Origin of the sequence: Streptococcus sp. oral taxon 431 (assembly GCF_001553685.1) — a bacterium.
Classification (GTDB): domain Bacteria; phylum Bacillota; class Bacilli; order Lactobacillales; family Streptococcaceae; genus Streptococcus.
In genome coordinates this window covers 1,489,017-1,513,983 of record NZ_CP014264.1, presented here as the reverse complement: position 1 = coordinate 1,513,983, position 24,967 = coordinate 1,489,017, and the positions used below count along the sequence as shown (strand labels likewise).

Genomic DNA, 24,967 nt, shown 5'->3' with positions numbered 1-24,967 from the left:
ATAAAAGCGTTTTCCCGTAGTATTCTTTTAGAAAATCTGTTGCTAAAAGGCTTAAAAATTGATAGAATAGGGATTGTCTAAAAAATATTAAGGAGAATCTATCAATGGATTTCGCATGGGCAGTCAAATATGCCACTGAATTTTTGGGAACAGCCATCTTGATCATCTTGGGAAATGGTGCAGTTGCCAACGTTGAACTTAAAGGTACGAAAGGTCACCAAAGTGGCTGGCTCGTTATCGCTGTTGGTTACGGTATGGGGGTTATGATCCCTGCCTTGATGTTTGGTAATGTTTCTGGTAACCACATCAACCCAGCCTTCACTCTTGGTCTAGCAGTTAGCGGACTTTTCCCTTGGGCACAAGTAGTACCATACATCGTTGCACAAGTCTTGGGAGCAATCTTCGGACAAGCCTTGGTTGTTGCAACTCACCGTCCTTACTACTTGCAAACTGAAAAAGCAAACAATATCTTGGGATCATTCTCAACTATTTCAAGTTTGGACCAAGGTACAAAAGAATCACGCTTCGCTGCAACAGTTAACGGTTTTATCAACGAGTTTGTTGGTTCATTCGTTCTTTTCTTTGCAGCTCTTGGTTTGACAAAGAACTTCTTTGGAGCTGAAGTCCTCCAATACATGAAACAAATGGCAACTCAAGCTGGTCAAAATGTTGACTTCTCTGATTTGGCAATTAAAGCTCAAGTAGCGCCTCATACAGCATCAGGACTTTCTGTTGCTCACTTGGCACTTGGTTTCCTAGTAATGGCTTTGGTTACTTCACTTGGAGGACCTACAGGACCTGGTTTGAACCCAGCTCGTGACTTTGGACCACGTCTCCTTCATGCCTTCCTTCCAAAATCAATCCTTGGTCAACACAAGGGTGATTCAAAATGGTGGTATGCTTGGGTACCAGTAGTTGCACCGATTGCAGCGGGTATTGCAGCAGTAGCACTTTTCAAATTACTTTACCTATAATCACAAGAAAAAACTGGGAAGCCCCAGTTTTTTCTTGTCTAGGAAAGTCGAGTTTTTAGATAGAGATTCTTATACTCAATGAAAATCAAAGAGCAAACTAGGAAGCGAGCCGCAGGCTGTACTTGAGTACGACAAGACGAAGCTGATGTGGTTTGAATTTGATTTTTGAAGAGTATTAAATCGTCAGATTTTTTTCATTTTAATACTAAAGGTGAAAATGTGGCGAAAATATGGTAAAATAGAGTATTAAGTAATCGTTGAAAAAGGAAGATTATGCGTAAAGAAATTGCACCCGAATTATATAATTACAATAAATTCCCTGGTCCCGAATTTCAACTGACTGGAAACAGAGTGGAAGCTGAAGATTTTGTTTTTACTCTAGTTGAAAATAGCAAGGATGCTTTTGATGCAACAGCTTTTACTCAACGCTTTTCAGAAGTACTAACCAAGTTTGATTATATTGTTGGAGACTGGAGTAATGAGCAGTTACGCTTACGGGGATTTTATAAGAATGAACGAGCTGAAGAGTCTTTAGAAAAAATTAGTCGCTTGCAAGACTACCTACTAGAGTATTGTAGCTATGGTTGTGCCTATTTTGTTTTAGAAAATGAAGTTCCTAAACGAGCACCATTTGACCAAAAGATGCGCAAAAAAGAGGAAGAAAAGGACTCTCGCAAAGGGAAAAAGACTTCTCAAAGTAAGAAAAAAAATCATACGGATAAGAGAAATAGACGCCGTTCAAAAGACCAAAAATCTCAGAAAGAAGACAAGGTGCAACGTCATTTTGTCATCCGTAAGAAGGACTAGAAAGTAAGGAGAAAAGATGAAACCGTCGATTTATAGTTTAACACGTCAAGGAATGCAAGAGTGGGTCTTGGAGCAAGGAGAAAAGAAATTCCGTGCTGATCAAATCTGGGAATGGCTTTACCGTAAACGTGTTCAATCATTTGAAGAAATGACCAACTTGTCTAAGGATTTGATTGCCAAACTCAATGAGCAGTTTGTGGTAAATCCTTTGAAACAACGCATTGTGCAAGAGTCAGCCGATGGTACTGTCAAGTACCTCTTTGAGTTGCCTGATGGTATGCTAATTGAGACAGTGCTTATGCGTCAGCACTATGGTTTGTCAGTCTGTGTAACCACTCAGGTAGGCTGCAATATTGGTTGTACCTTCTGTGCATCAGGCTTGATCAAGAAGCAACGTGACCTCAATAACGGAGAAATTGTTGCCCAAATTATGTTGGTTCAAAAGTATTTTGACGAACGTGGACAAGATGAACGTGTTAGTCATATCGTTGTTATGGGTATTGGAGAACCTTTTGATAACTACAATAATGTCTTGAACTTTATCCGTACCATCAATGACGATAAGGGAATGGCTATCGGTGCTCGCCATATCACCGTATCAACTTCAGGTTTGGCTCACAAAATCCGTGAATTTGCTAATGAAGGAGTTCAGGTCAACCTTGCTGTTTCTCTTCATGCGCCAAATAATGAACTTCGTTCAAGCATCATGAAGATTAACCGTGCCTTTCCAATTGAAAAACTCTTTGCAGCTATCGAGTATTATATTGAAACAACTAACCGTCGCGTAACTTTTGAATACATCATGCTCAATGAAGTCAATGATGGAGTTGAACAAGCACTTGAATTGGCTGAATTGCTTAAGAATATCAAGAAATTGTCTTATGTCAACTTGATTCCTTACAACCCAGTTAGTGAGCATGACCAGTATAGCCGTAGTCCTAAGGAGCGTGTTATGGCCTTCTATGATACGCTCAAGAAAAAAGGTGTCAACTGTGTCGTTCGCCAGGAACATGGTACAGATATCGATGCGGCTTGTGGACAATTGCGTTCAAATACTATGAAGCGTGATCGCCAAAAAGCAGTAGCTGAAGTAAATCCATAAGATGAGTCGAAAAACATTACTAAGCTTGGGAGTGCTTTTATACAGTCTTTGTATTGTCTGTTTTTGTTTTACTCCCCAGCCTCAACTTCCTACAGGAGTGGAAACTCCAGGTATTCAAACTTTTGGACGCCTGGTTTTTCTTTTGACGCCTTTTAACTCTTTGTGGAAATTGGGAGAAGTAACAAGCCTTTTTCAGTTATTTTGGATTTTTTTGCAAAACGCCTTAAATATCCTTTTACTTTTCCCACTGATTTTCCAACTTCTCTATCTTATGCCAGGTCTAAGAAATACTAAGAAAGTGATTTTGTTCAGTTTTCTATTGAGTCTAGGAATCGAATGTACACAGTTAGTTCTTGACTTTTTCTTTGATTTTAATCGGGTCTTTGAGATTGATGATTTGTGGACCAATACCTTGGGTGGCTATCTAGCTTGGCTTCTCTATAAACTATTACATAAAAACAAGATAAGGAATTAGAATGAGTATCTTAGAAGTAAAAAATTTAAGTCACGGTTTTGGTGACCGTGCAATTTTTGAAGATGTATCTTTTCGCCTCCTCAAAGGTGAACATATCGGCTTAGTTGGTGCCAATGGTGAAGGAAAATCAACCTTCATGAGCATCGTAACTGGTAAAATGTTACCTGATGAAGGTAAGGTGGAATGGTCTAAATATGTGACAGCTGGCTACCTAGATCAGCATGCTGTGCTTAAAGAAGGCCAAACTGTGCGTGATGTTCTTCGTACAGCTTTTGACGAATTATTTAAAGCCGAAGCACGTATCAATGAACTCTATATGGAAATGGCAGAAGAGGGCGCTGATATTGATGCATTGATGGAAGAAGTTGGAGAACTCCAAGACCGTTTGGAAAGTCGTGATTTCTATACCTTAGATGCTAAGATCGATGAGGTAGCGCGTGCCCTTGGTGTCATGGATTTTGGGATGGATACGGATGTAACAGCCTTGTCAGGTGGACAAAGAACCAAGGTACTTTTGGCCAAACTCCTTCTTGAAAAACCTGATATCTTGCTTCTTGACGAGCCAACTAACTACCTCGATGCCGAACATATCGACTGGCTTAAACGCTATCTTCAGAACTATGAAAATGCTTTCGTACTCATTTCGCACGATATTCCTTTCCTCAACGACGTTATCAATATCGTCTATCATGTAGAAAATCAGCAGTTGACTCGCTACTCTGGAGACTATTACCAGTTCCAAGAAGTCTATGCCATGAAGAAATCACAACTGGAAGCAGCCTATGAACGTCAACAGAAAGAAATTGCGGATCTCAAGGACTTTGTAGCTCGAAACAAAGCTCGTGTTGCAACACGAAACATGGCCATGTCTCGCCAGAAGAAATTGGATAAGATGGACATTATTGAGCTCCAAAGTGAGAAACCAAAGCCATCCTTTGAATTTAAATCTGCACGTACACCTGGACGCTTTATCTTCCAAGCCAAGGACTTGCAGATTGGTTATGACCGTCCCCTTACCAAGCCATTAAATCTTACCTTTGAGCGCAATCAAAAGGTTGCCATTATCGGTGCCAATGGTATCGGGAAAACAACTCTATTGAAGAGTCTTTTGGGGATTATTCCACCCATTGCTGGGGAAGTTGAACGCGGTGACTACTTAGAACTTGGTTACTTTGAGCAGGAAGTAGAAGGTGGTAATCGCCAAACACCACTAGAAGCGGTATGGAATGCCTTTCCAGCCCTCAATCAAGCAGAAGTTCGTGCAGCTCTTGCCCGCTGTGGTTTGACAACGAAGCATATCGAAAGCCAGATTCAAGTCTTGTCAGGTGGGGAACAAGCCAAGGTTCGTTTCTGTCTCCTGATGAATCGTGAAAACAACGTTTTAGTGCTGGACGAGCCGACCAACCACTTGGATGTGGATGCTAAGGATGAGCTCAAACGAGCTCTAAAAGAGTACAAGGGCTCTATCCTTATGGTTTGCCACGAACCAGACTTCTATGAAGGCTGGATGGACCAAATCTGGGATTTCAATGAGCTAACATAAAAAGAGAAACTCGTAAAACTAGAATAGGAAAAAGCCAAGTCACACAGACTTGGCTTTTTGGCTAGTAATTCAAATAGGTTTCAATATCAGATTTTTGGATTTCTTTACCGTAGTGACAAATCGGGCAAGAAACGAAATAAGTTTTTCCGTAAGGAAAGAGTGGAATCCAGTAAAGGGTAAACTTACGTCCAGTTTCTGAAATTTCCCAAGTGTCGGCATTGTTACAATGACCACACTCGATAGTGGTTTGAGTATGTCCTAAGACCTTTTGATAACCTTTCGAACCCCAGAATAAAATCATTGTCTCATCTCCTTATTTTAGAGTTATCCTATTTTTTACTGAAATCGTAGTCCTTTACAATTTCAATGCTGTCGATAGTGATAGCAGTAGTTGGTTTGTCTTTTTCGTCTTTTTCAGCCTTGGCAATCTTGTCAACAACATCCATACCATCAATAACTTGACCAAAGACTGGGTGTTTTCCGTCTAGACTAGGGTTCCCACCTTCTTTGTAGGCTTCGATAATTTTCTTTGGATAGCTACTTGTAGGAAGTTTGGCAGAAATGTCTGTTGTATTTTGGTTGATGAAGAACTGGCTACCATTGGAATTTGGTTGGCCAGTATTAGCCATGGAGAGAGAACCACGGATGTTATAGAGATATGGAGAGATTTCGCTCTTGAAACCAGTTCCATGGTCTTTAGTCTTGTCCTTATCGTGCCAGATGGATTCACCACCTGTACCATCTCCTTTTGGATCACCAGTCTGAACCATAAAGCCATCAATCACTCGGTGGAAAGTAACGCCATTGTAGTAGCCTTCCTTAGCGTGAGTTAGGAAATTTTCAACCGCAAGAGGCGCTAGCTTTGGAAAGAGTTTGATGCGGATATCTCCTTGACTTGTATGGAGAATGACTTCAGCCTCGTCTTCAGCAACTTCTTTAGATAGTTGCGGGAAATTAGCATTTTCATTTGTCAAGGCGTCTTTAAGATCCTTGGCAGATTGGGCAGCTGCTTTGGAACTTTCTTCGGCAGCCAAGCTAGAATCTACATAGTCATCCCCTCGCAGACTACGTTGGATACTGCTACATCCAGCAAGGGCAAAAGTTGAGATTAATAGAAGTGTTACTATTTTTTTCATGGGAATCCTTTCAAAAATCATTTCTACCATTGTACCCTAATTGAAAGTGGATTTCAAATATTAGTAGTTTACAGAACGGGCTTAGATAATAGTTGGGATTTCATCATCATCTTGAAAATCTTCAACTTCTTCTTCCCCAGCAAATGGTTTCTGAAAAGAACTTAGTATAAAACGGGCAATTGGTCCAACAATTAGGAAATTTAGAGGAAGAGCTGCAATAAAGTTTACGATCCAGGCACTTAGATAGGTCTTGGGTGTGATAGCAATGCCATTGTAGAAAAGTCCATAGAAGGACATGAAAGTGACCATGAGAACTGCCATTCCTCCAGAAATTGTAATGATTTTCTGCCAGCGTTTATGATGATCCTTGAGGATACGAAAGGCAATTGACTTAACGATTGGTCCAACAAGGATTACATCCAATAAAAAGGCTGTGACAAAACCAGGAATGTAGTCAATGGTTAAATGATGTAGTGAAAGTTGACCAACAATAAAAAGATTCCAAATAGACATACCGAGTACCATCATGGAACACATTAGTGTTGTAAATAAAAGAGCTTCTTTAAAATTTCTAGGCATTATAGTCTCCATTTCTTTTTGATTAGACATCAGTTTATCATAAAAAATTTTTTCTCGTAAGTGAATTGATTAGATTTTTTTAGAAACTGTTTTCAAAAAAAAACCAACCTGACTTGGTTGATTAGAGATTCTTTTTAGGATGGCGGTCAATGATTGCTTGATGGTCTTTGAGTGCCTGTTCTCCTTTTGGAGTTAGTCTATAACCGCGAATCGAGAAGTGACCAGCTAGTTCTTCTTTTGAAAAATGGTCATGAAGGGCTTGATTCAGGTCGGCAGCCTTCATTTTAGAAAGTCCAGTAACTCCCTTCTTCTTCAGGATATTCTTTTTCATGGTGCTATTTAGATGATCAAGTGAGTCAAAAGCAGTTTCGACAAGAGCATAGCCTTTTTCAACAAGCATTTCTAAATGTTTTGGGGCATCAATGCCATAAGTGTACTCGAAGTATTTAGGGAACCAGCTTTCGGTGGTAAAAGTACCAAAGTTGATTCTCCATAGGAGGATAATATCACCTGCCAGGAGATTGTCTTCTAATAATTCCATATTTCGTTTTGGACAGGTTTGGGATTTAGTAGCCAAGTCTCGATATCACGATTTGGAGAGATGTAAGGTTTGACTTGATGGTCTTTGTAAATGTTCTCTAGACTAGTATTCATAAAGTTTCTCTTTCTAATTTATCCCTATTACTCTAACAAATTTCAAAAAAATTTAAAAATTTTAAAGTCTGTCAAGTTTTTTTCTTGACACCTATCAGAAATCTGCTATAATAGAACATGTGCTAAATAGCTCAGCTATTTCACCGAACTAAAAAATAAAAGAAAAGAGATATTAAAAATGGCAGTTAAAATCCGTTTGACTCGTATGGGTTCTAAGAAAAAACCTTTCTACCGTATTAACGTAGCAGATTCACGTTCACCACGTGACGGACGTTTCATCGAAACAGTTGGAACTTACAACCCACTTGTTGCTGAAAACCAAGTAACTTTGAAAGAAGACCGCGTTCTTGCATGGTTGGCTGATGGAGCTCAACCTTCAGATACAGTACGTAACATCCTTTCAAAAGAAGGCGTATTGAAGAAATTCCACGATTCTAAATTCTCTAAATAATTCTAAAGTAGGTTGACAGATGGATACGATTGAAAATCTCATTATTGCAATTGTGAAACCTTTGATTTCACAACCAGATGCCTTAACTATCAAGATTGAAGATACACCAGAATTTTTGGAGTATCATCTGGATCTTGACCAAAGCGATGTGGGTCGTGTGATTGGTCGTAAGGGTCGCACTATCTCTGCGATAAGAACGATTGTCTACTCTGTCCCAACTGAAGACAAAAAAGTAAGAATCGTTATTGACGAAAAATAAGAAAAGCGGGACGGATGTCTCGCTTTTTTTGCAAGGAGCAGGATATGAAGGATTTAACGTTTAGACAATTACAAGACTAGTTATACTAAATGAAAATCAAAGAGCAAACTAGGAAGCTAGCCGCAGGCTGTACTGGAGTACAGCAAGGTGAAGCTGACGTAGTTTGAATTTGATTTTCGAAGAGTATTACTCGAACATTACCAGTAGTCTCGAACTGAGGAAGGTCTTTTTATCAAGCTAGTGGAGGAAGTCGGAGAAGTAGCCGAAGTTTTGAATGGTCGCTCTGGTCGAAAAGAGGGAGTTCAAGATTCGAACGAGGAACTTGCCAAAGAACTGGTTGATATCATTCACTACACCATTGCAATTGCAGCCATCAACGACATTGATCTAACCAAGACCATTTTTGAAAAAGACAAAAAGGCAGCTATCAAATATCAGCATGAACGAGATTTGGAAGGATTTTTAGAAGCCGAAGATCAGAACTAGCTTTTTCCTCCAACTTGTGAAAATCCCTGGAACGTGATAAAATAAAGGATAAGGATTTTTAATAAATCATTGTTATAGAATGAGTGGATTTCTTTATGAAGAGGTTTGAAGTAACTACAAAAATTGGCGGTCTCTTTGTTACTTATCAAAAGCAAAAGAAAGTGCTAGTTTGTCTAAATGGAGCAGGTTTGCTACCAAGTTATGAAAATTTTTCACTTATATTTGAAAAACTTCCTCCTACAATTGGTTATTTGACAATTGATTTTCCGAACACAGGTAGGAGTCCGATTTATGACCAAACTGGAAATAATCTGGATAATCTTGCAGATGCGGTTTATAAAGTACTTGAAGAATTGGCGATTTCTGAATATATACTTTGTGCACATAGTTTGAGTGGAATTTTAGCTTGCAAATTGCTCAACAAACCAATTAAGTGCCAGGCTTTAGTAGCGCTTGAACCGACCACTAAAAAAGTAATGTTTGCTGATTTTTCAGAAAATCCTTATCCAGAAATGGAAGAGCAAATGAGACTGATTGAAGAATTTGGTCCTGAACTTTATTTTAAGAACTTAACTCAATCCACATTTAACCCTGAAACTAACAAAGAAATCTGGAAATTAATGCAAGAAAAAGGCTTAGAGTTGGAAAATCAAGATCCAGAATTTCAGATATCTGGAGAAATTACTGAGGAAGATTTTGAGAATTTGTCGATAGAATCTCATGTCCCTGTATTTATTTTTTGTCAGCCTTATAGAGAAAAAGAGTACAGAGAATCAGAATATTGGACTTCCAATACTAAACTCATTTTAGGAGGGAATCACCATTATTTACAGTGGTCCGAATCAGAGAAAATTGTAGATATTATTAAAAAATTGTAAGAAGAAAATGGAGATAAGGAAATTACAGGAGATCAAATGAACTATTTTAACGTTGGAAAAATCGTCAATACGCAAGGTTTGCAAGGTGAGATGAGAGTCTTATCTGTGACGGATTTTTCGGAAGAACGCTTTAAAAAAGGTGCAGAGCTGGCCTTATTTGATGAGAAGGATCAATTTGTTAAAACTGTGACTATCGCAAGTCACCGTAAGCATAAAAACTTTGACATCATCAAATTTAAGGATATGTATCACATCAATGATATCGAAAAATACAAGGGCTACAGTTTGAAGGTTGCGGAAGAAAACCTTAATGGCCTAGATGAGGGTGAATTTTACTATCACGAGATTATTGGACTAGAGGTCTACGAGGGTGATAACTTGATTGGAACCATTAAGGAAATTCTTCAACCAGGGGCCAATGATGTTTGGGTAGTTAAGCGTAAGGGAAAACGTGATCTGCTTTTACCATATATCCCACCGGTCGTGCTCAATGTTGATATTCCTAATAAGCGCGTGGATGTAGAACTCTTAGAAGGGTTAGACGATGAAGATTGATATTTTAACCCTCTTTCCAGAGATGTTCTCTCCGCTAGAACATTCTATCGTTGGAAAGGCCCGTGAAAAGGGACTTCTTGACATCCAGTATCATAATTTTCGTGAATATGCTGAAAAGGCTCGTCATGTCGATGACGAACCCTACGGTGGTGGTCAAGGCATGCTCCTGCGAGCGCAACCGATCTTTGATGCCTTTGATGCTATTCAAAAGAAAAATCCGCGCGTGATCCTTTTGGATCCTGCTGGGAAACAGTTCGATCAAGCCTATGCTGAAGATTTAGCACAAGAAGAGGAACTCATCTTTATCTGTGGTCATTACGAGGGCTATGATGAACGGATCAAAACCTTGGTAACAGATGAGATTTCCCTAGGTGATTATGTCTTGACTGGTGGTGAACTGGCAGCAATGACCATGATTGATGCGACGGTTCGCTTGATACCAGCAGTAATTGGGAAGGAAACCAGTCATCAAGATGATAGCTTTTCATCAGGCCTCCTTGAATATCCTCAGTACACACGTCCCTATGATTATCGAGGTATGGTGGTTCCAGAAGTGCTTATGAGTGGGCATCATGAGAAGATTCGCCAATGGCGTCTCTATGAAAGTCTCAAAAAAACTTATGAGCGTAGACCAGATTTGTTGGAACATTATGAATTAACAGCAGAAGAAGCTAAAATGTTAGCGGACATTAAAGAAAATACAAATTAAAAGGAGAAGCCTATGCAAGTCATTAAACGTGATGGACAAGTTGCCGACTTTGATCCAGATAAAATCTATCAAGCCATTCTCAAAGCTGCTCAAACGGTTTATGTTTTGACAGATGATTTACGTCAAAATCTAGCTCAGGTAACTAAGAAAGTTGTCTTGGATCTAGAAGAGGCAAAAGTGGAGCGTGCAACAATCAGCATGATTCAATCAATGGTTGAGCATCGCTTGCTTGGTGCAGGTTACATTACCATCGCTGAACACTATATCTCTTACCGTTTGCAGCGGGATTTAGAGAGAAGTGGTTACGGAGAACATATTGCTGTTCACCTTCATTTTGAACAAATCCGTTAATAGAAAAGAGTGAGATGAAGAAAACTCATCTCACTCTTTCTTAAATCGATTTTTTTGGGCAGTTTGGACAGTTGAGGGAACAAAACTTATTTTTTGAATATCTGGGACTCGAATAATGCGGGTCACATTTTTTGCAAAATTTTTAACGATAATTTGCTGGCGGTCCGTATCAAATTTGATGATATCCCCTGTAAAACTTGTATCTGATAAAATAATGTGGACAGCAGTTTTTTTCAGGAGTGCCTCTTTAATGGCACTTGTCAGGGAGTCAGCTTTGGAATGATCTGGTTCTTCTCGTCCGTTGAGAAATCCTTGGAATTTTTGTTGAATATGTTTAAATAAATCTTTCATCGGAGCCTCCCTTCTTTTTACCATTATTATATACAATTTTAAAAAAATCTACAAGATTTTACGAATAATCAAGTGAAGACAATTAAAAGGAGAATACAATGGCAGAATTTTCATTTGAAATCGAAGAACACTTACTTACGCTCTCAGAGAATGAAAAAGGTTGGACCAAGGAAATCAATCGTGTCAGCTTTAATGGAGCACCAGCAAAGTTTGACATTCGTGCTTGGAGTCCAGACCACACTAAGATGGGGAAAGGAATCACGCTCTCAAACGAGGAGTTTCAAGTGATGGTCGATGCCTTTAAGAATCAATAAGCAATCATGTAAGAATAATCCAAAAGAAGCTGGGAAAAACCCGGCCTCTTTTTATTTGCTTGAAAAATAGGATTGAGTATGGAGACGTTGAAGGAGTGGTCGACCGATAAAACTGATGGCAAGGATTTTTGCAAGATCAGGAATGATAAAGGGAATAACACCGACAGCTAGTGCTTTATCAAAAGGCATACCAGCAAGGAAGTGGAGGCTGAGAATACCACCAACAAAGACAAGGGAATCTCCCAAGAGATTTGCAAGAAAGATACGAATATAGCTACTTTTCTTATGGATAAGATAGGACGTAAGCCCAGCATAGACAAGGTCAAACCAAAGATAGCCAGCGCTTGGACCTACCAAAACATGAAAACCAGCTCCTCCACTGGCAAAGACAGGAATACCGATAGCACCCAGCAAGAGATAGAGACCAACAGAAAGAACGGCTTCCCTTGGTCTAAAAACAGTAGCAATGAGTCCGATAGCAAAGTTTTGTAGAGTAAATGGTACTGGTCCAATTGGGATACTGATTTGGGCTAATACTGCAATCAGAGCAGCTCCAATAGCAGGAATAGCGTAAATGTGTGCTTTTTTCATAATAGTTAACCTCTTTTTTAATTTATAGTAACTATTATACTGGAAGGGGGATGATTGTCAACCTATTTTAAAAATAAAGGTTACAAATTTGTAACGGCCGATTGAGACAAAAAAGTCGGCTAGGATTTTTTTCAGAACACAGATAGATCTTATCCGTAATAAAAAAAGCACCCTTATGGAGATTGGTTATCACATAGTGAAAATTCTTAGGAATCCTGATGGGATGCTATTTTTAAGTGTTTTATAATTTGCTCTAATAAAAGAAAAAGATTGAAGAAAATGCTCTTATATAGGCTTTTTCTTCAATCTGAGTGACCAAGATGGTCTCTTTTTGTATTAACGCATGGTCACAAATTCTTCTGAACCTGTAGGATGAATAGCGACCGTCGCATCAAAGTCAGCTTTTGTAGCTCCCATCTTGATTGCTACAGCAAAACCTTGAATCATTTCATCAACGCCGTAGCCGATGCCATGAAGACCAACTACCTTTTCGTCTGCACCAGCTGTAACTAGCTTGAAGCGAGCTTCTTGACGGTGGCTAGTTACTGCTGAATACATAGAAGTAAATTTTGAAGTATAAACTTTAATGTTTTCTTGTCCATACTCTTTGATAGCTTCTTCCTCAGTTAGACCGACAGTTCCGATAGCTGGGTGAGAGAAGACAACAGTTGGAATAGTCGTGTAGTCCATTTTGGCATTGGTTTTGCCGTTGAAGAGTCTTTCGGATAGAGTGCGGCCAGCCTTGATTGCGACAGGAGTAAGTTCTTTCTCACCTGTGACATCTCCAAGAGCGTAGATACCATCAACGACAGTGTTTTGATATTCATCAACCTGGATAAAGCCACGTTCATTGAGAGTAACACCAGCTTTTTCGAGTTGAAGTCCTTCAACATTTGGACGGCGACCAGTTGCCCAGATAACTTGACTGGCGGTATGGGTGCTCCCATCTTCAAAATGAATCCTAATGCCTTCTTCGGTTTCTTCAAGTTTTGCTGGAACCTTATGGGTGTGGAGGTTTAGTCCTGTATTTTCCATTTCCTGAACTAGACTCTCAACGATATAGCTATCAAATCCACGAAGTGGACGTTCACGACGGACGAATAAATCAGTCTGTACACCAAGGGTATGGAGTACGCCAGCTAATTCGACAGCAATGTAACCAGCACCTAGAATAGCTACCGATTCAGGCAATTCTTCCCAGGCAAAGACATCATCAGAACTACCACCTAGTTCAGCACCAGGAATGGCAGGAATATGAGGATGGGCCCCAGTTGCAATCACGATATGCTTAGCACGGATCAACTCACCATTGACACTGACTGTATGAGCATCAACGAACTCGGCACGTCCTTCAATCAAATCAACTCCGTTACGCTTAAAGCTTCCACCATAAGAAGAACGAGCACGGTCAATATAGGCTTCACGATTCTTACGAAGCGTTGCATAATCAAATTCGTTCCCAGTGCTTGTGAAACCATAGTCAGGTCCATATTTGTGGATACTCTCTGCGATTTGAGCACCGTACCACATAATTTTTTTAGGGACACAGCCGAGGTTGATACAAGTTCCACCTAATTTCTTTTCCTCAATAACTGCCGCCTTAGCACCATGTTCACCAGCACGATTCATGGTAGCAATTCCCCCGCTACCTCCTCCAATGGCGATAATATCATATTCTCTCATAGAAAGCTCCTTTACTTGTTTTCTAGTCATATTCTATCTTTTTTTGGAGGTCAATGCAAAAATCTGCTACGCTTAAAATTTTTAAGAAAATGCTTGCAAAAATAAAAAAGAAAGTGTATTATATAACTAATACAACAATAAAAGATTTTAGCAAATGTTTTTGGATAATGAGAAATTAATTGTCCATTTTTAGGATGTGTGCTATAATCTTAACATATATATTTATAAAAGGGGTATTACTATGAAAAGAAAGTCAAAAGCTAAGAAATGGCCTTTATTTACTGCTATTGGAGTGGCGTCAGTACTTGTAGTGGGAGCAGCAGCTGTTCTTCTATTGAGACAACCAAATCAAGCTGCAGCAAAAGATGAATCTGCTAAGATTGTCCTTGCCAAAGAGGGGTCTGTGGCATCTTCAGTTCTTTTATCTGGTACAGTAACTGCTCAGAATGAACAATACATCTATTATGATGCAAGCAAGGGTGACTTGGATGAGGTCTTGGTTTCTGTTGGTGATCAGGTCAGCGAAGGACAGGCTCTCGTTAAGTATAGTAGCACAGAAGCCCAGGCTGCCTATGATGCTTCCAGTCGTGCTGTTGCTAAAGCTGACCGTCATATCAATGAACTGAATGAGTCTCGAAATACCGCCGCAGCAACACCTAGCCTTCCGCAAGCAGGTTTAGAAGGAGCAACTGGACAAGCGCCAGCTCAGTCATCCGGTTCTGCTACAGCTGCTATTGATTCTCAAATCAGCGATGCTCGTGATGTGCGTGCAGATGCAGAAGCGCAACTCGAAAAAGCTCAAGCCCAGTTGAATGCAGCTACAGTTTTGAGTACGGTAGAGGGAACAGTTGTTGAAGTGAATCGGAACGTTTCAAAATCTCCAACAGGAAATAGTCAAGTTTTGATTCATATCGTAAGTAACGATAACTTGCAGGTCAAGGGAGAGCTTTCTGAGTACAACCTTGCCAATCTATCTGTAGGTCAAGAAGTCACTTTCACTTCCAAGGTTTACCCAGATAAAACTTGGAATGGTAAGATTAGCTATATTTCAAATTATCCAAAAAATAACAGTGAAGCAAGCAGTAGCTTAGCTGGTTCAAACACAGGTTCTAAATACCCATATACAGTCGATGTAACTAGTGAAATCGGTGACTTGAAACAGGGCTTTACAGTCAGTGTTGAAGTCAAGAATAAGAGCAAGGCCTTGATTGTTCCAATTTCGAGTGTAGTTATGGAAGAAGATAAAAACTATGTTTGGATTCTTGATGAAAATCAAAAAGCCAAAAAAGTTGAAGTTGGATTGGGCAATGCAGATGCAGAAAATCAAGAAATCACATCTGGTCTGACAGATGGAGCAAAAGTCATCAGTAATCCGACAGCTTCCTTGCAAGAAGGAAAAGAGGTGAAGACTGATGAAGCAACTAATTAGCCTCAAAAATATTTGCCGTAGCTATCGTAATGGTGATCAAGAACTACTAGTCCTCAAGAATATTAACCTAGAAGTTCATGAGGGAGAATTTGTGGCAATCATGGGACCATCTGGTTCTGGGAAGTCTACCCTCATGAATACCATTGGTATGTTAGATACCCCTTCAAGTGGGCAGTATTTTCTAGATGGAAAAGAAGTAGCTGGTTTGGGTGAAAAACAATTAGCCAAGGTTCGAAATCAGGAAATCGGCTTCGTCTTTCAACAATTCTTTCTCTTGTCTAAGCTTAATGCTCTTCAAAACGTAGAATTGCCCTTGATTTATGCTGGAGTTTCAGCTTCAAAACGTCGCAAATTAGCAGAAGAGTATCTGGAAAAGGTTGAGTTGACTGAGCGTAGCCATCACTTACCTTCGGAGTTGTCAGGTGGTCAGAAGCAAAGGGTTGCCATAGCGCGTGCACTTGTTAACAATCCTTCGATTATCTTGGCAGATGAGCCTACTGGAGCTTTGGATACTAAAACTGGAAATCAGATCATGCAACTCTTAGTTGAACTAAATAAAGAAGGAAAAACCATCATTATGGTTACGCATGAGCCTGAAATCGCTGCTTACGCTAAGCGTCAGATTGTCATTCGTGATGGCGTCATTTCATCTGATAGTGGTTTCGTAGAAAAGGAGGAAAACTAAGATGCAGAATCTGAAATTTGCCTTTTCATCCATTATGGCCCACAAGATGCGTTCTTTCTTAACCATGATTGGTATCATTATCGGCGTATCATCCGTTGTCGTCATCATGGCCTTGGGAGACTCCCTGTCGCGTCAAGTCAATAAAAACATGACCAAGTCCCAGAAAGATATCCATGTCTTTTTCTCACCTACCAAGAGTAAGGACGGATCCTTTACTCAGAAGCAATCTGCTCTAACCCTGTCTGGTAAAGAGGAAGATGTTTTTGTTGAACTACCTAAACCACAAGAAGCCTGGGTTAAAGAAGCTGCTAAACTCAAGGGAGTGGATAGTTACTATGTGACTAACTCAGCCAATGTGACCTTGACTTATAAGGATAAGAAGGTTGAACGTGCCAGCTTGACAGGTGGAAACATCACCTATATGGATGCGGTTGAAAATGAAATCATTGCAGGCCGTAGTTTAAGAACACAAGATTATAAGGATTTCGCTAGTGTTATCATTTTAGATGAAGAACTTGCTAATAGCCTTTTTGGTTCTGCACAAGAAGCACTCAATCAGCTTGTTGAAGTAAATGAAATCAGTTACCGTGTTATTGGTGTTTATGCAAGTAAAGAAGCTAAGGCTGCAAAAGCCTTTGGAGTCGGAGGACTACCAATCACGACCAATATTTCTCTTGCGGCTAATTTTAACACCGACGAAATTTCTGATATTGTTTTTCGTGTTAACGATACGACTCTGACTCAGACTTTGGGACCTGAGTTAGCAAGAAGAATGACGGAGATTGCAGGTCTCCAACAAGGGGAGTATCAGGTAGGAGATGCTTCTGCCGCCTTCCAAGAAGTGCAACAAATGTTTGGCTTTGTAACAACGATTATTAGTGCCATTGCGGGGATTTCTCTCTTTGTTGGTGGTACCGGTGTTATGAACATTATGCTTGTTTCGGTGACAGAGCGTACCCGTGAGATTGGTCTACGAAAAGCACTAGGAGCTACACGAGCTAATATTCTGGTTCAATTTTTGATTGAATCCATGATTTTGACCATGTTAGGTGGATTCATCGGTCTGGTGCTTGCTGCAGGGGTGACCATGCTTGCAGGAGTTCTTCTTCAAAATATGATTGCAGGAATCGAAGTTGGCGTATCCATCCCAATCGCTCTCTTTAGCTTAGCTGTCTCAGCTGGCATCGGTATGATATTTGGTGTTCTACCAGCCAATAAGGCTTCTAAGTTAGATCCGATTGAAGCTCTTCGCTATGAATAAGATAATCAACAGGAAAAACAAGATGGACATCAGTCTGTCTTGTTTTTGTATGGATTTCCTTATCGAAAATCATCAAAATATGATATAATGAAGTGTTAGAAAAACAGGTTTCATTTGCCTGGAAAGGAAAAATTATGTCTGAAAAGAATTTTTATATTACAACACCGATTTACTATCCATCTGGTAAACTTCATATCGGTTCTGCCTACACGACTATCGCCTGTGATGTCCTAGCTCGCTACAAACGCCTGATGGGCTACGATGTCTTTTATCTGACTGGTCTTGATGAACATGGCCAAAAGATTCAACAAAAAGCAGAAGAAGCTGGCATCACACCTCAAGCCTATGTTGATGGCATGGCAGTTGGAGTTAAAGAACTCTGGAAATTATTGGATATCTCATACGATAAATTTATCCGTACAACTGATGACTACCATGAAAAAGTAGTGGCTCAAGTTTTTGAACGCTTGCTTGCTCAAGATGATATTTACTTGGGTGAATACTCTGGTTGGTATTCAGTTTCAGATGAGGAATTCTTTACAGAAAGTCAACTTGCGGAAGTTTTCCGTGACGACTCTGGAAATGTAACTGGTGGTATCGCTCCATCAGGCCACGAAGTGGAATGGGTTTCAGAAGAATCTTACTTCCTTCGCCTCAGCAAATACCAAGACCGTTTGGTCGAATTTTTCAAATCACATCCTGACTTCATCACTCCTGATGGCCGTCTTAATGAAATGCTACGTAACTTCATTGAGCCTGGTTTGGAAGACTTAGCAGTTTCTCGTACAACCTTTACCTGGGGTGTACCTGTCCCGTCAAATCCAAAACACGTTGTCTATGTATGGATCGATGCCCTTCTTAACTATGCGACAGCTCTTGGTTATGGTCAAGATGAGCATGGTAACTTTGATAAGTTCTGGAATGGAACCGTCTTCCACATGGTAGGAAAAGACATTCTTCGTTTCCACTCCATCTACTGGCCAATCCTTCTTATGATGTTGGATGTTAAATTACCTGACCGCTTGATTGCCCATGGTTGGTTTGTCATGAAAGACGGTAAGATGTCCAAGTCTAAGGGGAATGTCGTTTACCCTGAAATGTTGGTAGAACGCTATGGTCTAGATCCGCTTCGCTACTACCTCATGCGTAGCCTTCCTGTTGGTTCAGACGGAACCTTTACTCCAGAAGACTATGTAGGGCGTATTAACTATGAATTGGCAAATGACCTCGGAAACCTCCTCAACCGTACGGTTTCAATGATTAACAAGTACTTTGATGGTCAAATCCCTGCCTATGTAGAAGGTGTGACAGAATTTGACAATGCTCTTGCTGACGTTGCAGAACAATCAATCGCTGACTACCATACACACATGGAAGCAGTTGACTACCCACGTGCGCTTGAAGCCGTCTGGTCTCTTATCTCACGTACTAACAAATACATAGACGAGACAGCTCCATGGGTCTTGGCTAAGGATGAAGCTCTTCGTGACCAATTGGCAAGTGTGATGAGCCACTTGGCAGCTAGCCTTCGTGTCGTAGCTCACTTGATTGAGCCATTTATGATGGAAACTAGTCGTGCAGTCTTGACTCAACTTGGTCTAGCAGAAGTTACTAGCCTTGAAAACTTGAGCCTGGCAGATTTCCCTGCAGGAGTAACAGTAGTTGCCAAAGGAACCCCAATCTTCCCACGTCTCGATATGGAAGAAGAAATCGCCTATATCAAGGAACAAATGGAAGGCAACAAACCAGCCGTCGAAAAAGAATGGAATCCAGATGAAGTTGAACTCAAACTCAACAAGGATGAAATCAAGTTTGAAGACTTTGACAAGGTCGAAATCCGTGTTGCAGAGGTCAAAGAAGTTTCTAAAGTGGAAGGCTCTGATAAGTTGCTTCAATTCCGCCTTGATGCTGGTGACGGTGAAGACCGTCAAATCCTTTCTGGTATTGCAAAATATTATCCAAACGAACAAGAATTGGTCGGCAAGAAAGTCCAAATCGTTGCCAACCTTAAACCTCGTAAGATGATGAAGAAATATGTCAGCCAAGGTATGATCCTCTCAGCTGAACATGATGGCAAATTAACCCTTCTCACAGTTGATCCAGCTGTACCAAACGGAAGTGTGATTGGATAAGATTAAAGAACCAGTTTGAGCTGGTTCTTTTCTTTTGTGAGATAGCAGTTGATAAAAGTGTCATTCTGCTTTATAATGAAGAAAAACGGAGGAAATTGCCATGAAATACATTCCATTTGGTCAAGAGAAAAGAGAATTGTCCGAAATCGTTCTAGGCATGATGCGAATCAGTGACAAGTCGGTTAAAGAGGTTGAGGAGTTGGTTGAAACAGCCCTATCCGTAGGAATCAATGCCTTTGACTTGGCAGATATCTATGGTGGAGGTCGTTGCGAAGAATTACTGGGACAAGTGTTAAACAATCGTCCTGACCTGCGAGAAAAGATGTGGATCCAGTCCAAGTGTGGCATTCGCATAGAAGAATTTACCTATTTTGATTTTTCAAAAGATTATATTTTAGAGTCAGTAGACGGGATTCTAAAAAGATTGCAGGTTGATTATCTAGATAGCTTGCTTCTCCATCGCCCAGATGCCTTGATGGAAGCTGATCAAGTGGCTCAAGCCTTTGATATTCTACACAAATCAGGTAAAGTTCGAGACTTCGGTGTGTCCAATCAAAATCCTATGATGATGGAATTACTGAAGAAAGAAGTCAAACAACCTTTATCTATCAATCAATTACAACTAAGCGCAGCTTTCACGCCAGGATTTGAATCAGGTTTCCATGTCAATATGGAAGGTGACAAGGCAGCTTTGCGTGATGGAAGCATCTTTGAATACTGCAAATTAAACGACATGGTTATTCAGGCCTGGTCAGTCTTGCAGTTCGGATATTTCAAAGGGAATTTTGTCGGCAATGAGAAGTTTCAACAACTAAACCAAGTCCTAAATCGATTAGCCTTAAAATACGGTGTGAGCCCATCAGCTATTGCTATCGCTTGGGTGTTACGCTATCCAGCTAAGATGCAGGCAGTAGTAGGAACAACCAATCCAAAGCATTTAATAGAGGCAAGCCAAGCAAGTCATGTTAACCTAACTCGAAAAGAATGGTATGAGATTTACCTAGCAGCTGGGAATGATTTGCCATAGGAAAAAATGCATTTTAAGAAATCACAGTCAAAAAGCCGTTGGAAAACGGTTTTTTGTTATAATTAAATTAAGATTCATAGATAACAAAGGAGAAAAACATGACATTTGAAGAAATTTTGCCTGGACTAAAGGCTAAGAAAAAATATGTACGAACTGGCTGGGGCGGAGCTGAAAACTATGTCCAGCTCTTTGATACCATTGAACAAAATGGCATCGCCCTTGAAGTGACACCCTATTTCCTCATCAATGTATCTGGTGAAGGGGAAGGTTTTTCTATGTGGAGCCCAACTCCTTGTGATGTCTTAGCGACAGATTGGGTGGAAGTTCATGACTAGACGAGTTTTGGTGACAGGAGTTAGCTCTGGTATCGGTCTTGCTCAAGCTCAAATTTTTTTGAAGAATGGCTATCAGGTTTATGGGGTGGATCAGGGTGAAAATCCTGATTTACAGGGTGACTTTCACTTTTTACAACGTGATTTAACGCTTGACTTGGAACCAATTTTTGACTGGTGCCCTCAGGTGGATGTTCTCTGCAATACAGCTGGAGTTTTGGATGACTATAAACCTTTACTAGAACAATCTGCTCAGGAAATCCAAGAGATTTTTGAAATCAACTATGTGACTCCAGTAGAGCTGACTCGTTATTATTTGACGCAAATGCTAGAGAATAAGAAGGGAATCATTATCAATATGTGTTCCATTGCCTCAAGTCTAGCAGGCGGGGGTGGTCACGCCTATACCTCGTCCAAACATGCCTTGGCAGGCTTTACCAAACAATTAGCTCTAGACTATGCAGAAGCTGGGATTCAGGTCTTTGGCATTGCTCCTGGTGCAGTTAAGACTGGTATGACCGCAGCTGATTTTGAACCAGGTGGTCTGGCAGACTGGGTAGCCAGTGAAACACCCATCAAACGCTGGATTGAGCCAGAGGAAGTGGCAGAAGTTAGTCTCTTTTTGGCCAGTGGGAAGGCATCTGCCATGCAAGGGCAAATTATGACAATTGACGGTGGATGGTCTTTGAAGTAGCATAGTTGGTATTCTGTGAATATCTGGAGGTAAGCTATGAAAAGAGATGAGTTTGGATTTGTTTTGCCCAATCTCTACTATCAGTTTTTAACGGACTGGAAAGAGATTGACCCCTATGAAATTGGAGATACAGGTATCTGTTTGTATGCCAAGGAGGATCTAGAGGAGCGTAATGAGACTTATCAGATTGAGGAAGTAGAGCCAGATTATTTTATGATTGGACAGGAAGGAGATTTGGCCTACTTTATCAAGAAAAATGCTGATGATTGCATTTATGAAAATGACTTGGGCGCTTTAGGCTCCTTAGAAATGCAAAAAGTTGCTGCAAACGTCTATGACTTTATTGATAAGGTGTTGGAAGAAGAATTGTAAAAAAGGAAGAAATTAATCATGTTTAGAGTGCTAGATGCAGATTCACCGATTTCAAAAGAAGATTTTTTACAATTTGAGGAGATTCTTGGGAAGAAATTACCGGAAGCCATGAAGGATTTTTACCTCAAGTACAACGGAGGCCAGCCCCAAGTAAGGGGTGTCCACGATGAACATCATCTCTTTCCTTTTAATTCCTTTGATTCACTTGATGAGATGAGGAAGTCTCTTACATGGTTTGACGATGAGGCGGTGCCTGCAGGATTTAAGGCCACAGACCTTCTTCATTTCGCCTATGATCCTGGATCTGGCAACTATGCTCTTTCGCTAAGGGCAGAGGATTATGGCAAGATTTACTTCTATGTTTTAGAAGAAAAAGCTGATTTGTATGGTCAATGGCCATCTTTTGAGGATTTTTTGAATTCCTTTGTTGAAGAGTGAGACTAAAAAGGAGAAGGGATGCGGAAATACCAAGAACTTTCACTAGATCAGATCATCGAGCAGGTACGCATGGACAAGTTATCATCAGATGATTTTTGCCTCTATGGCAAGGAGGATGGAGAACTAGCACTAGCTAGGTCCTATTGGGTATCAAATTATCCGGATGTCGTAGAAGACCGTGATATTTACCCTGCTGATGTAGTGGAGCAAGATCTCCAGCTAGTCTACTATGGAGAGCAGTTGATTGACGTTCTTTCCGTAGCACTTGAAGAAAAGCCAAATGCAAGTCCCCAAGACTTGGTCGAGGCTTTGAATTATTATCAGCAGCATGATAGTTTTATGCCCTTTGAACCCTAGTTACAAAGCTAGAATGTTGCAGTTCCATTGACAATATAAAAAGGAGTTAAGAAATGATAGATTACGAAAACATAAATGAAAAAATTGCCCCTTTTAACTTGCTTGTTTATGATGAGGATCCTCAAAATGTTCGCGGATCGCTCATTTATTACCCTGATGGAGAATACAGACAGGAAGTGTTTGATACTCGAGAAGAGGAGGGATTTGAAGGAAATGGCTACGATTGGGAATCGCTAGCTTTGGTATTTTTGGAGGAAAAAATGCCTGAATTAAGCGATGCTATCGACTTTGATCCTGAAGGAAGTATGTTTTGTGCCTATTCTTCCAAGGTGGACGCCTTGGCTAAATTCGCTTTAGGATTTAAAGAGTTTTGCGATGATATCGAAGCCATGAAAGACTTGTTTAGTCGAGCAGAGTTGGATTAATTGACTAAAATTGTTTTAAATTATTGGGAAGATAATAGAAAGGATTTCAGATGAAGTTACCAGAAGTAGTTGAGCTAGTGGAAAATCATCCAGACCTACATCTCTATTTAGATAAAATTTTAAAAAAGAATAAGAAAACCCAAGCTAGCTATCTCGAATCACTGAATCATCTAGCCTATTTACTTTATCTAGATGACCAAGAGGAAATGGCTAAGGAATTATTAGATAGGATCATACAAGTCCCATTTGAAGGAAATTATAACACTTGGACCTTTGTTGATAGCTCTCTAGTTTTATTGGCCTATCTGGAAAGAGAGGCAGAAAATCAGGTATTCGTCTATAAAAAACTCCTTTTATCTCCGTTAGAACAAGGGGAGGAATCCACTCAAAAAATTAGAAGGAGAGTTCATCAGAGATTTTTGAATGGTGATAGCTTGGAGCAAAAGCTTGCAAAAATCGAGCAGGCTCTAAGCCCTGAATCAGAAATGGAACGTCGTCTGCTATACCTGACTGATTTATTAAAAATTCACCTCTTTATTGCTGAGTCAACGTGTGAAGAGACAGATATTCAGGCAAAAATCGAAGAGAATATGGAGATACTGAAGAAGTATATCAAGGAGCATGAAATCTATAGCCTCTATCCATTTAAGGGATGATGTAAGTTTTCAATCTTGGATTGTTAGAAAGAGTAGAATATGGAAATCAAAAAACACTTTGGTGTCTATGGCGTTTGCTATGAGAATGGGAAATTGCTTTGCATTGAGAAAACGAGAGGGCCTTATCAGCATCGTTTTGATTTACCTGGTGGTAGTCAGGAAATCGGTGAGGGTTTGACAGAAACTCTCAAGAGAGAAGTTTTGGAAGAGACAGGCTATACTCTTAGCCGTTATTGCAATCCTAGGATTTATGATGTGCTGGTTCAAGAAGAAGGGCAAGACTTCGCAGTACATCATATCATGGCATTTTATGATATAGTACTCGATTTCGAAGGCTCTCAAAAATCCCTTCCTCATGAAGTTCTTGATGGAAGTAACGATTCAGCAAAGGCAATTTGGCTTTCTCTTGAGCAAATTACCGAAGAAAATGCCTCACCTTTAATATTAAAAGTGAAGGCAGAGTCACGTGGATTTCCTGAATTAGAACTGACAAGATATAGAAATTGGAAGGTAAAGATGGGGGATAATGGAACTATTTAAAACATGGAAGAAAAATATGGTTCTCTATGGTCTTAAATCTCAAATTGGAACTGTATACCGAAACAGTGATGGGACAACAAGTTTTTATGATATTGGGAATTTTCTATACCTAGCAGGGGAGTTGAATCCCAGATTTTGGGAAGATTTTGTTAGGAAATATGGTTTAGATTATAAGATTATTATTTCAGAAAATACCAATTGGCAAGATTTTCTGCATCAGAAAGTGGAGCTAATTTCTTTTACTCGCTATTCTTTTAAAGATAGGGCAAATTTTCAAATTGAATTTCTAAATGATCTAGTTAGTCATTTAGAGGAAGGTTACAATATTGTACCTATTGATAATCGTATTTATAACTGCCTTTCTGAGGAAGAATGGTCACAAGATTTAAAGGGAGATTTTGAGTCTTATCAGGATTTTTCTTTAAAAGGTGGATTTGGCTTTGTGGTTCTTAAAAATAAAGAACTGATTGCTGGGATTTCCTCAGGGTTAGTTTACCGTGGAGCAGTTGAAGTGGAAGTTGCAACTAGACCAAACGAACAAGGAAATGGCTTTGCTAAAAAGCTTGGTGCTGCAATGATTCTAGAGAGTTTAAATAGGGATATATTTCCTCTTTGGGATGCTCATAACGAGGCTTCTAAAAAAGTAGCAGAATTTTTAGGATATGAGTTAGTTGAATCTTATGAAGCTTTTGAACTAGATGAAAGCGTCATATAATGATAT

32 protein-coding genes and 2 pseudogenes are annotated in these 24,967 nt (G+C 39.9%); 27 read left to right on the top strand and 7 right to left on the bottom strand.

Features of this window, described 5'->3' with window-relative positions; all coding sequences use genetic code 11:
• Positions 1–104 precede the first annotated feature (104 nt).
• The 5 genes from gla to AXE83_RS07165 all read left to right on the top strand — a co-directional run bounded on the left by gla (position 105) and on the right by AXE83_RS07165 (position 4,901).
• Positions 105–974: an aquaglyceroporin Gla gene (gene gla / locus AXE83_RS07185; RefSeq protein ID WP_060955942.1), complete on the top strand. Its 870-nt coding sequence runs from the start codon at positions 105–107 to the stop codon at positions 972–974.
• A 273-nt stretch (positions 975–1,247) separates the two neighbouring features.
• Positions 1,248–1,781: a YutD family protein gene (locus tag AXE83_RS07180; protein WP_060955941.1), complete on the top strand. Its 534-nt coding sequence runs from the start codon at positions 1,248–1,250 to the stop codon at positions 1,779–1,781.
• A 16-nt stretch (positions 1,782–1,797) separates the two neighbouring features.
• On the top strand, positions 1,798–2,883 hold the full coding sequence (gene rlmN, locus AXE83_RS07175; RefSeq protein ID WP_060955940.1) for a 23S rRNA (adenine(2503)-C(2))-methyltransferase RlmN: 1,086 nt from the start codon (positions 1,798–1,800) through the stop codon (positions 2,881–2,883).
• Position 2,884: 1 nt separating this feature from the next.
• Positions 2,885–3,358, top strand: a complete 474-nt coding sequence (locus AXE83_RS07170) for a VanZ family protein (protein WP_060955939.1) — start codon at positions 2,885–2,887, stop codon at positions 3,356–3,358.
• A gap of 1 nt (position 3,359) precedes the next feature.
• Complete coding sequence (locus tag AXE83_RS07165; protein ID WP_049503000.1) at positions 3,360–4,901, top strand: ABC-F family ATP-binding cassette domain-containing protein; 1,542 nt, start codon at positions 3,360–3,362, stop codon at positions 4,899–4,901.
• A gap of 61 nt (positions 4,902–4,962) precedes the next feature.
• On the opposite strand, the gene AXE83_RS07160 is transcribed toward AXE83_RS07165, so the two are convergent.
• From AXE83_RS07160 to AXE83_RS11620, 4 genes and pseudogenes are all read right to left on the bottom strand, one after another.
• Positions 4,963–5,202: a zinc-ribbon domain-containing protein gene (locus tag AXE83_RS07160; RefSeq protein ID WP_083501000.1), complete on the bottom strand. Its 240-nt coding sequence runs from the start codon at positions 5,200–5,202 to the stop codon at positions 4,963–4,965.
• Between the two features lie 28 nt (positions 5,203–5,230).
• Positions 5,231–6,037, bottom strand: a complete 807-nt coding sequence (locus tag AXE83_RS07155) for a peptidylprolyl isomerase (RefSeq protein ID WP_060955938.1) — start codon at positions 6,035–6,037, stop codon at positions 5,231–5,233.
• 81 nt (positions 6,038–6,118) lie between these two features.
• Positions 6,119–6,334 carry a hypothetical protein gene (locus tag AXE83_RS07150; protein WP_060956389.1) on the bottom strand — a complete coding sequence of 72 codons (216 nt, stop codon included), beginning with the start codon at positions 6,332–6,334 and terminating at the stop codon, positions 6,119–6,121.
• Between the two features lie 739 nt (positions 6,335–7,073).
• A pseudogene (locus AXE83_RS11620) lies at positions 7,074–7,270 on the bottom strand (hypothetical protein); the annotation flags it as partial.
• A 178-nt stretch (positions 7,271–7,448) separates the two neighbouring features.
• Here AXE83_RS11620 and rpsP point away from each other — a divergent pair.
• From rpsP to AXE83_RS07110, 7 genes and pseudogenes are all read left to right on the top strand, one after another.
• Positions 7,449–7,721, top strand: a complete 273-nt coding sequence (gene rpsP, locus AXE83_RS07140) for a 30S ribosomal protein S16 (protein ID WP_000268760.1) — start codon at positions 7,449–7,451, stop codon at positions 7,719–7,721.
• Between the two features lie 19 nt (positions 7,722–7,740).
• Positions 7,741–7,980 carry an RNA-binding protein KphA gene (gene kphA / locus AXE83_RS07135; protein ID WP_000379617.1) on the top strand — a complete coding sequence of 80 codons (240 nt, stop codon included), beginning with the start codon at positions 7,741–7,743 and terminating at the stop codon, positions 7,978–7,980.
• 186 nt (positions 7,981–8,166) lie between these two features.
• Positions 8,167–8,466: pseudogene (locus tag AXE83_RS07130) on the top strand (MazG nucleotide pyrophosphohydrolase domain-containing protein); the annotation flags it as partial.
• Between the two features lie 95 nt (positions 8,467–8,561).
• Entirely contained in the window at positions 8,562–9,344 is a 783-nt protein-coding gene (locus tag AXE83_RS07125; protein ID WP_060955937.1) for an alpha/beta fold hydrolase, read from the top strand.
• A 36-nt stretch (positions 9,345–9,380) separates the two neighbouring features.
• The gene (gene rimM, locus AXE83_RS07120) at positions 9,381–9,899 is read left to right on the top strand and encodes a ribosome maturation factor RimM (RefSeq protein WP_060955936.1); all 519 of its coding nucleotides are present in this window, start codon (positions 9,381–9,383) and stop codon (positions 9,897–9,899) included.
• A complete protein-coding gene (gene trmD / locus AXE83_RS07115) occupies positions 9,889–10,608 on the top strand; it encodes a tRNA (guanosine(37)-N1)-methyltransferase TrmD (protein WP_060955935.1) in 720 nt (239 codons plus the stop codon). Before rimM ends, trmD begins: the two co-directional genes overlap by 11 nt.
• Before the next feature lie 12 nt (positions 10,609–10,620).
• Positions 10,621–10,959 (top strand): ATP cone domain-containing protein, encoded by a 339-nt coding sequence (locus AXE83_RS07110; RefSeq protein WP_001196044.1) that lies wholly within the window; start codon positions 10,621–10,623, stop codon positions 10,957–10,959.
• A gap of 30 nt (positions 10,960–10,989) precedes the next feature.
• Here AXE83_RS07110 and AXE83_RS07105 read toward each other — a convergent pair whose 3' ends face one another.
• A complete protein-coding gene (locus tag AXE83_RS07105; protein ID WP_060955934.1) occupies positions 10,990–11,310 on the bottom strand; it encodes a hypothetical protein in 321 nt (106 codons plus the stop codon).
• A gap of 98 nt (positions 11,311–11,408) precedes the next feature.
• Here AXE83_RS07105 and AXE83_RS07100 point away from each other — a divergent pair, with 98 nt between their 5' ends.
• Positions 11,409–11,624, top strand: a complete 216-nt coding sequence (locus tag AXE83_RS07100; protein ID WP_060955933.1) for a YdbC family protein — start codon at positions 11,409–11,411, stop codon at positions 11,622–11,624.
• A 51-nt stretch (positions 11,625–11,675) separates the two neighbouring features.
• Here AXE83_RS07100 and AXE83_RS07095 read toward each other — a convergent pair whose 3' ends face one another.
• Positions 11,676–12,215 carry a biotin transporter BioY gene (locus AXE83_RS07095; protein WP_060955932.1) on the bottom strand — a complete coding sequence of 180 codons (540 nt, stop codon included), beginning with the start codon at positions 12,213–12,215 and terminating at the stop codon, positions 11,676–11,678.
• Between the two features lie 336 nt (positions 12,216–12,551).
• Positions 12,552–13,898: a glutathione-disulfide reductase gene (gene gor / locus AXE83_RS07090; RefSeq protein WP_060955931.1), complete on the bottom strand. Its 1,347-nt coding sequence runs from the start codon at positions 13,896–13,898 to the stop codon at positions 12,552–12,554.
• Positions 13,899–14,139: 241 nt separating this feature from the next.
• Here gor and AXE83_RS07085 point away from each other — a divergent pair, with 241 nt between their 5' ends.
• From AXE83_RS07085 to AXE83_RS07020, 14 genes are all read left to right on the top strand, one after another.
• The gene (locus AXE83_RS07085; RefSeq protein ID WP_060955930.1) at positions 14,140–15,327 is read left to right on the top strand and encodes an efflux RND transporter periplasmic adaptor subunit; all 1,188 of its coding nucleotides are present in this window, start codon (positions 14,140–14,142) and stop codon (positions 15,325–15,327) included.
• The gene (locus tag AXE83_RS07080) at positions 15,311–16,012 is read left to right on the top strand and encodes an ABC transporter ATP-binding protein (RefSeq protein ID WP_060955929.1); all 702 of its coding nucleotides are present in this window, start codon (positions 15,311–15,313) and stop codon (positions 16,010–16,012) included. Before AXE83_RS07085 ends, AXE83_RS07080 begins: the two co-directional genes overlap by 17 nt.
• 1 nt (position 16,013) lies before the next feature.
• Positions 16,014–17,273, top strand: coding sequence for an ABC transporter permease (locus AXE83_RS07075; RefSeq protein ID WP_060955928.1), 1,260 nt, complete (start codon positions 16,014–16,016; stop codon positions 17,271–17,273).
• A gap of 134 nt (positions 17,274–17,407) precedes the next feature.
• Complete coding sequence (metG, locus tag AXE83_RS07070) at positions 17,408–19,405, top strand: methionine--tRNA ligase (protein ID WP_060955927.1); 1,998 nt, start codon at positions 17,408–17,410, stop codon at positions 19,403–19,405.
• Positions 19,406–19,505: 100 nt separating this feature from the next.
• Positions 19,506–20,432: an aldo/keto reductase gene (locus tag AXE83_RS07065; protein ID WP_060955926.1), complete on the top strand. Its 927-nt coding sequence runs from the start codon at positions 19,506–19,508 to the stop codon at positions 20,430–20,432.
• A 98-nt stretch (positions 20,433–20,530) separates the two neighbouring features.
• Complete coding sequence (locus AXE83_RS07060) at positions 20,531–20,767, top strand: DUF2829 domain-containing protein (protein WP_049479736.1); 237 nt, start codon at positions 20,531–20,533, stop codon at positions 20,765–20,767.
• On the top strand, positions 20,760–21,458 hold the full coding sequence (locus AXE83_RS07055; RefSeq protein ID WP_060955925.1) for a 3-oxoacyl-ACP reductase: 699 nt from the start codon (positions 20,760–20,762) through the stop codon (positions 21,456–21,458). Before AXE83_RS07060 ends, AXE83_RS07055 begins: the two co-directional genes overlap by 8 nt.
• Before the next feature lie 36 nt (positions 21,459–21,494).
• The gene (locus tag AXE83_RS07050; RefSeq protein WP_060955924.1) at positions 21,495–21,830 is read left to right on the top strand and encodes a hypothetical protein; all 336 of its coding nucleotides are present in this window, start codon (positions 21,495–21,497) and stop codon (positions 21,828–21,830) included.
• 18 nt (positions 21,831–21,848) lie between these two features.
• Entirely contained in the window at positions 21,849–22,268 is a 420-nt protein-coding gene (locus AXE83_RS07045) for an SMI1/KNR4 family protein (RefSeq protein ID WP_060955923.1), read from the top strand.
• Between the two features lie 18 nt (positions 22,269–22,286).
• Positions 22,287–22,625 (top strand): DUF7716 domain-containing protein, encoded by a 339-nt coding sequence (locus tag AXE83_RS07040; protein ID WP_060955922.1) that lies wholly within the window; start codon positions 22,287–22,289, stop codon positions 22,623–22,625.
• Between the two features lie 53 nt (positions 22,626–22,678).
• The gene (locus tag AXE83_RS07035) at positions 22,679–23,050 is read left to right on the top strand and encodes an Imm51 family immunity protein (protein ID WP_060955921.1); all 372 of its coding nucleotides are present in this window, start codon (positions 22,679–22,681) and stop codon (positions 23,048–23,050) included.
• Positions 23,051–23,100: 50 nt separating this feature from the next.
• On the top strand, positions 23,101–23,706 hold the full coding sequence (locus AXE83_RS07030; RefSeq protein WP_060955920.1) for a DUF6707 family protein: 606 nt from the start codon (positions 23,101–23,103) through the stop codon (positions 23,704–23,706).
• Between the two features lie 39 nt (positions 23,707–23,745).
• On the top strand, positions 23,746–24,246 hold the full coding sequence (locus AXE83_RS07025; protein WP_060955919.1) for an NUDIX hydrolase: 501 nt from the start codon (positions 23,746–23,748) through the stop codon (positions 24,244–24,246).
• A complete protein-coding gene (locus AXE83_RS07020; RefSeq protein WP_060955918.1) occupies positions 24,233–24,961 on the top strand; it encodes a GNAT family N-acetyltransferase in 729 nt (242 codons plus the stop codon). Before AXE83_RS07025 ends, AXE83_RS07020 begins: the two co-directional genes overlap by 14 nt.
• Positions 24,962–24,967: the final 6 nt, after the last annotated feature.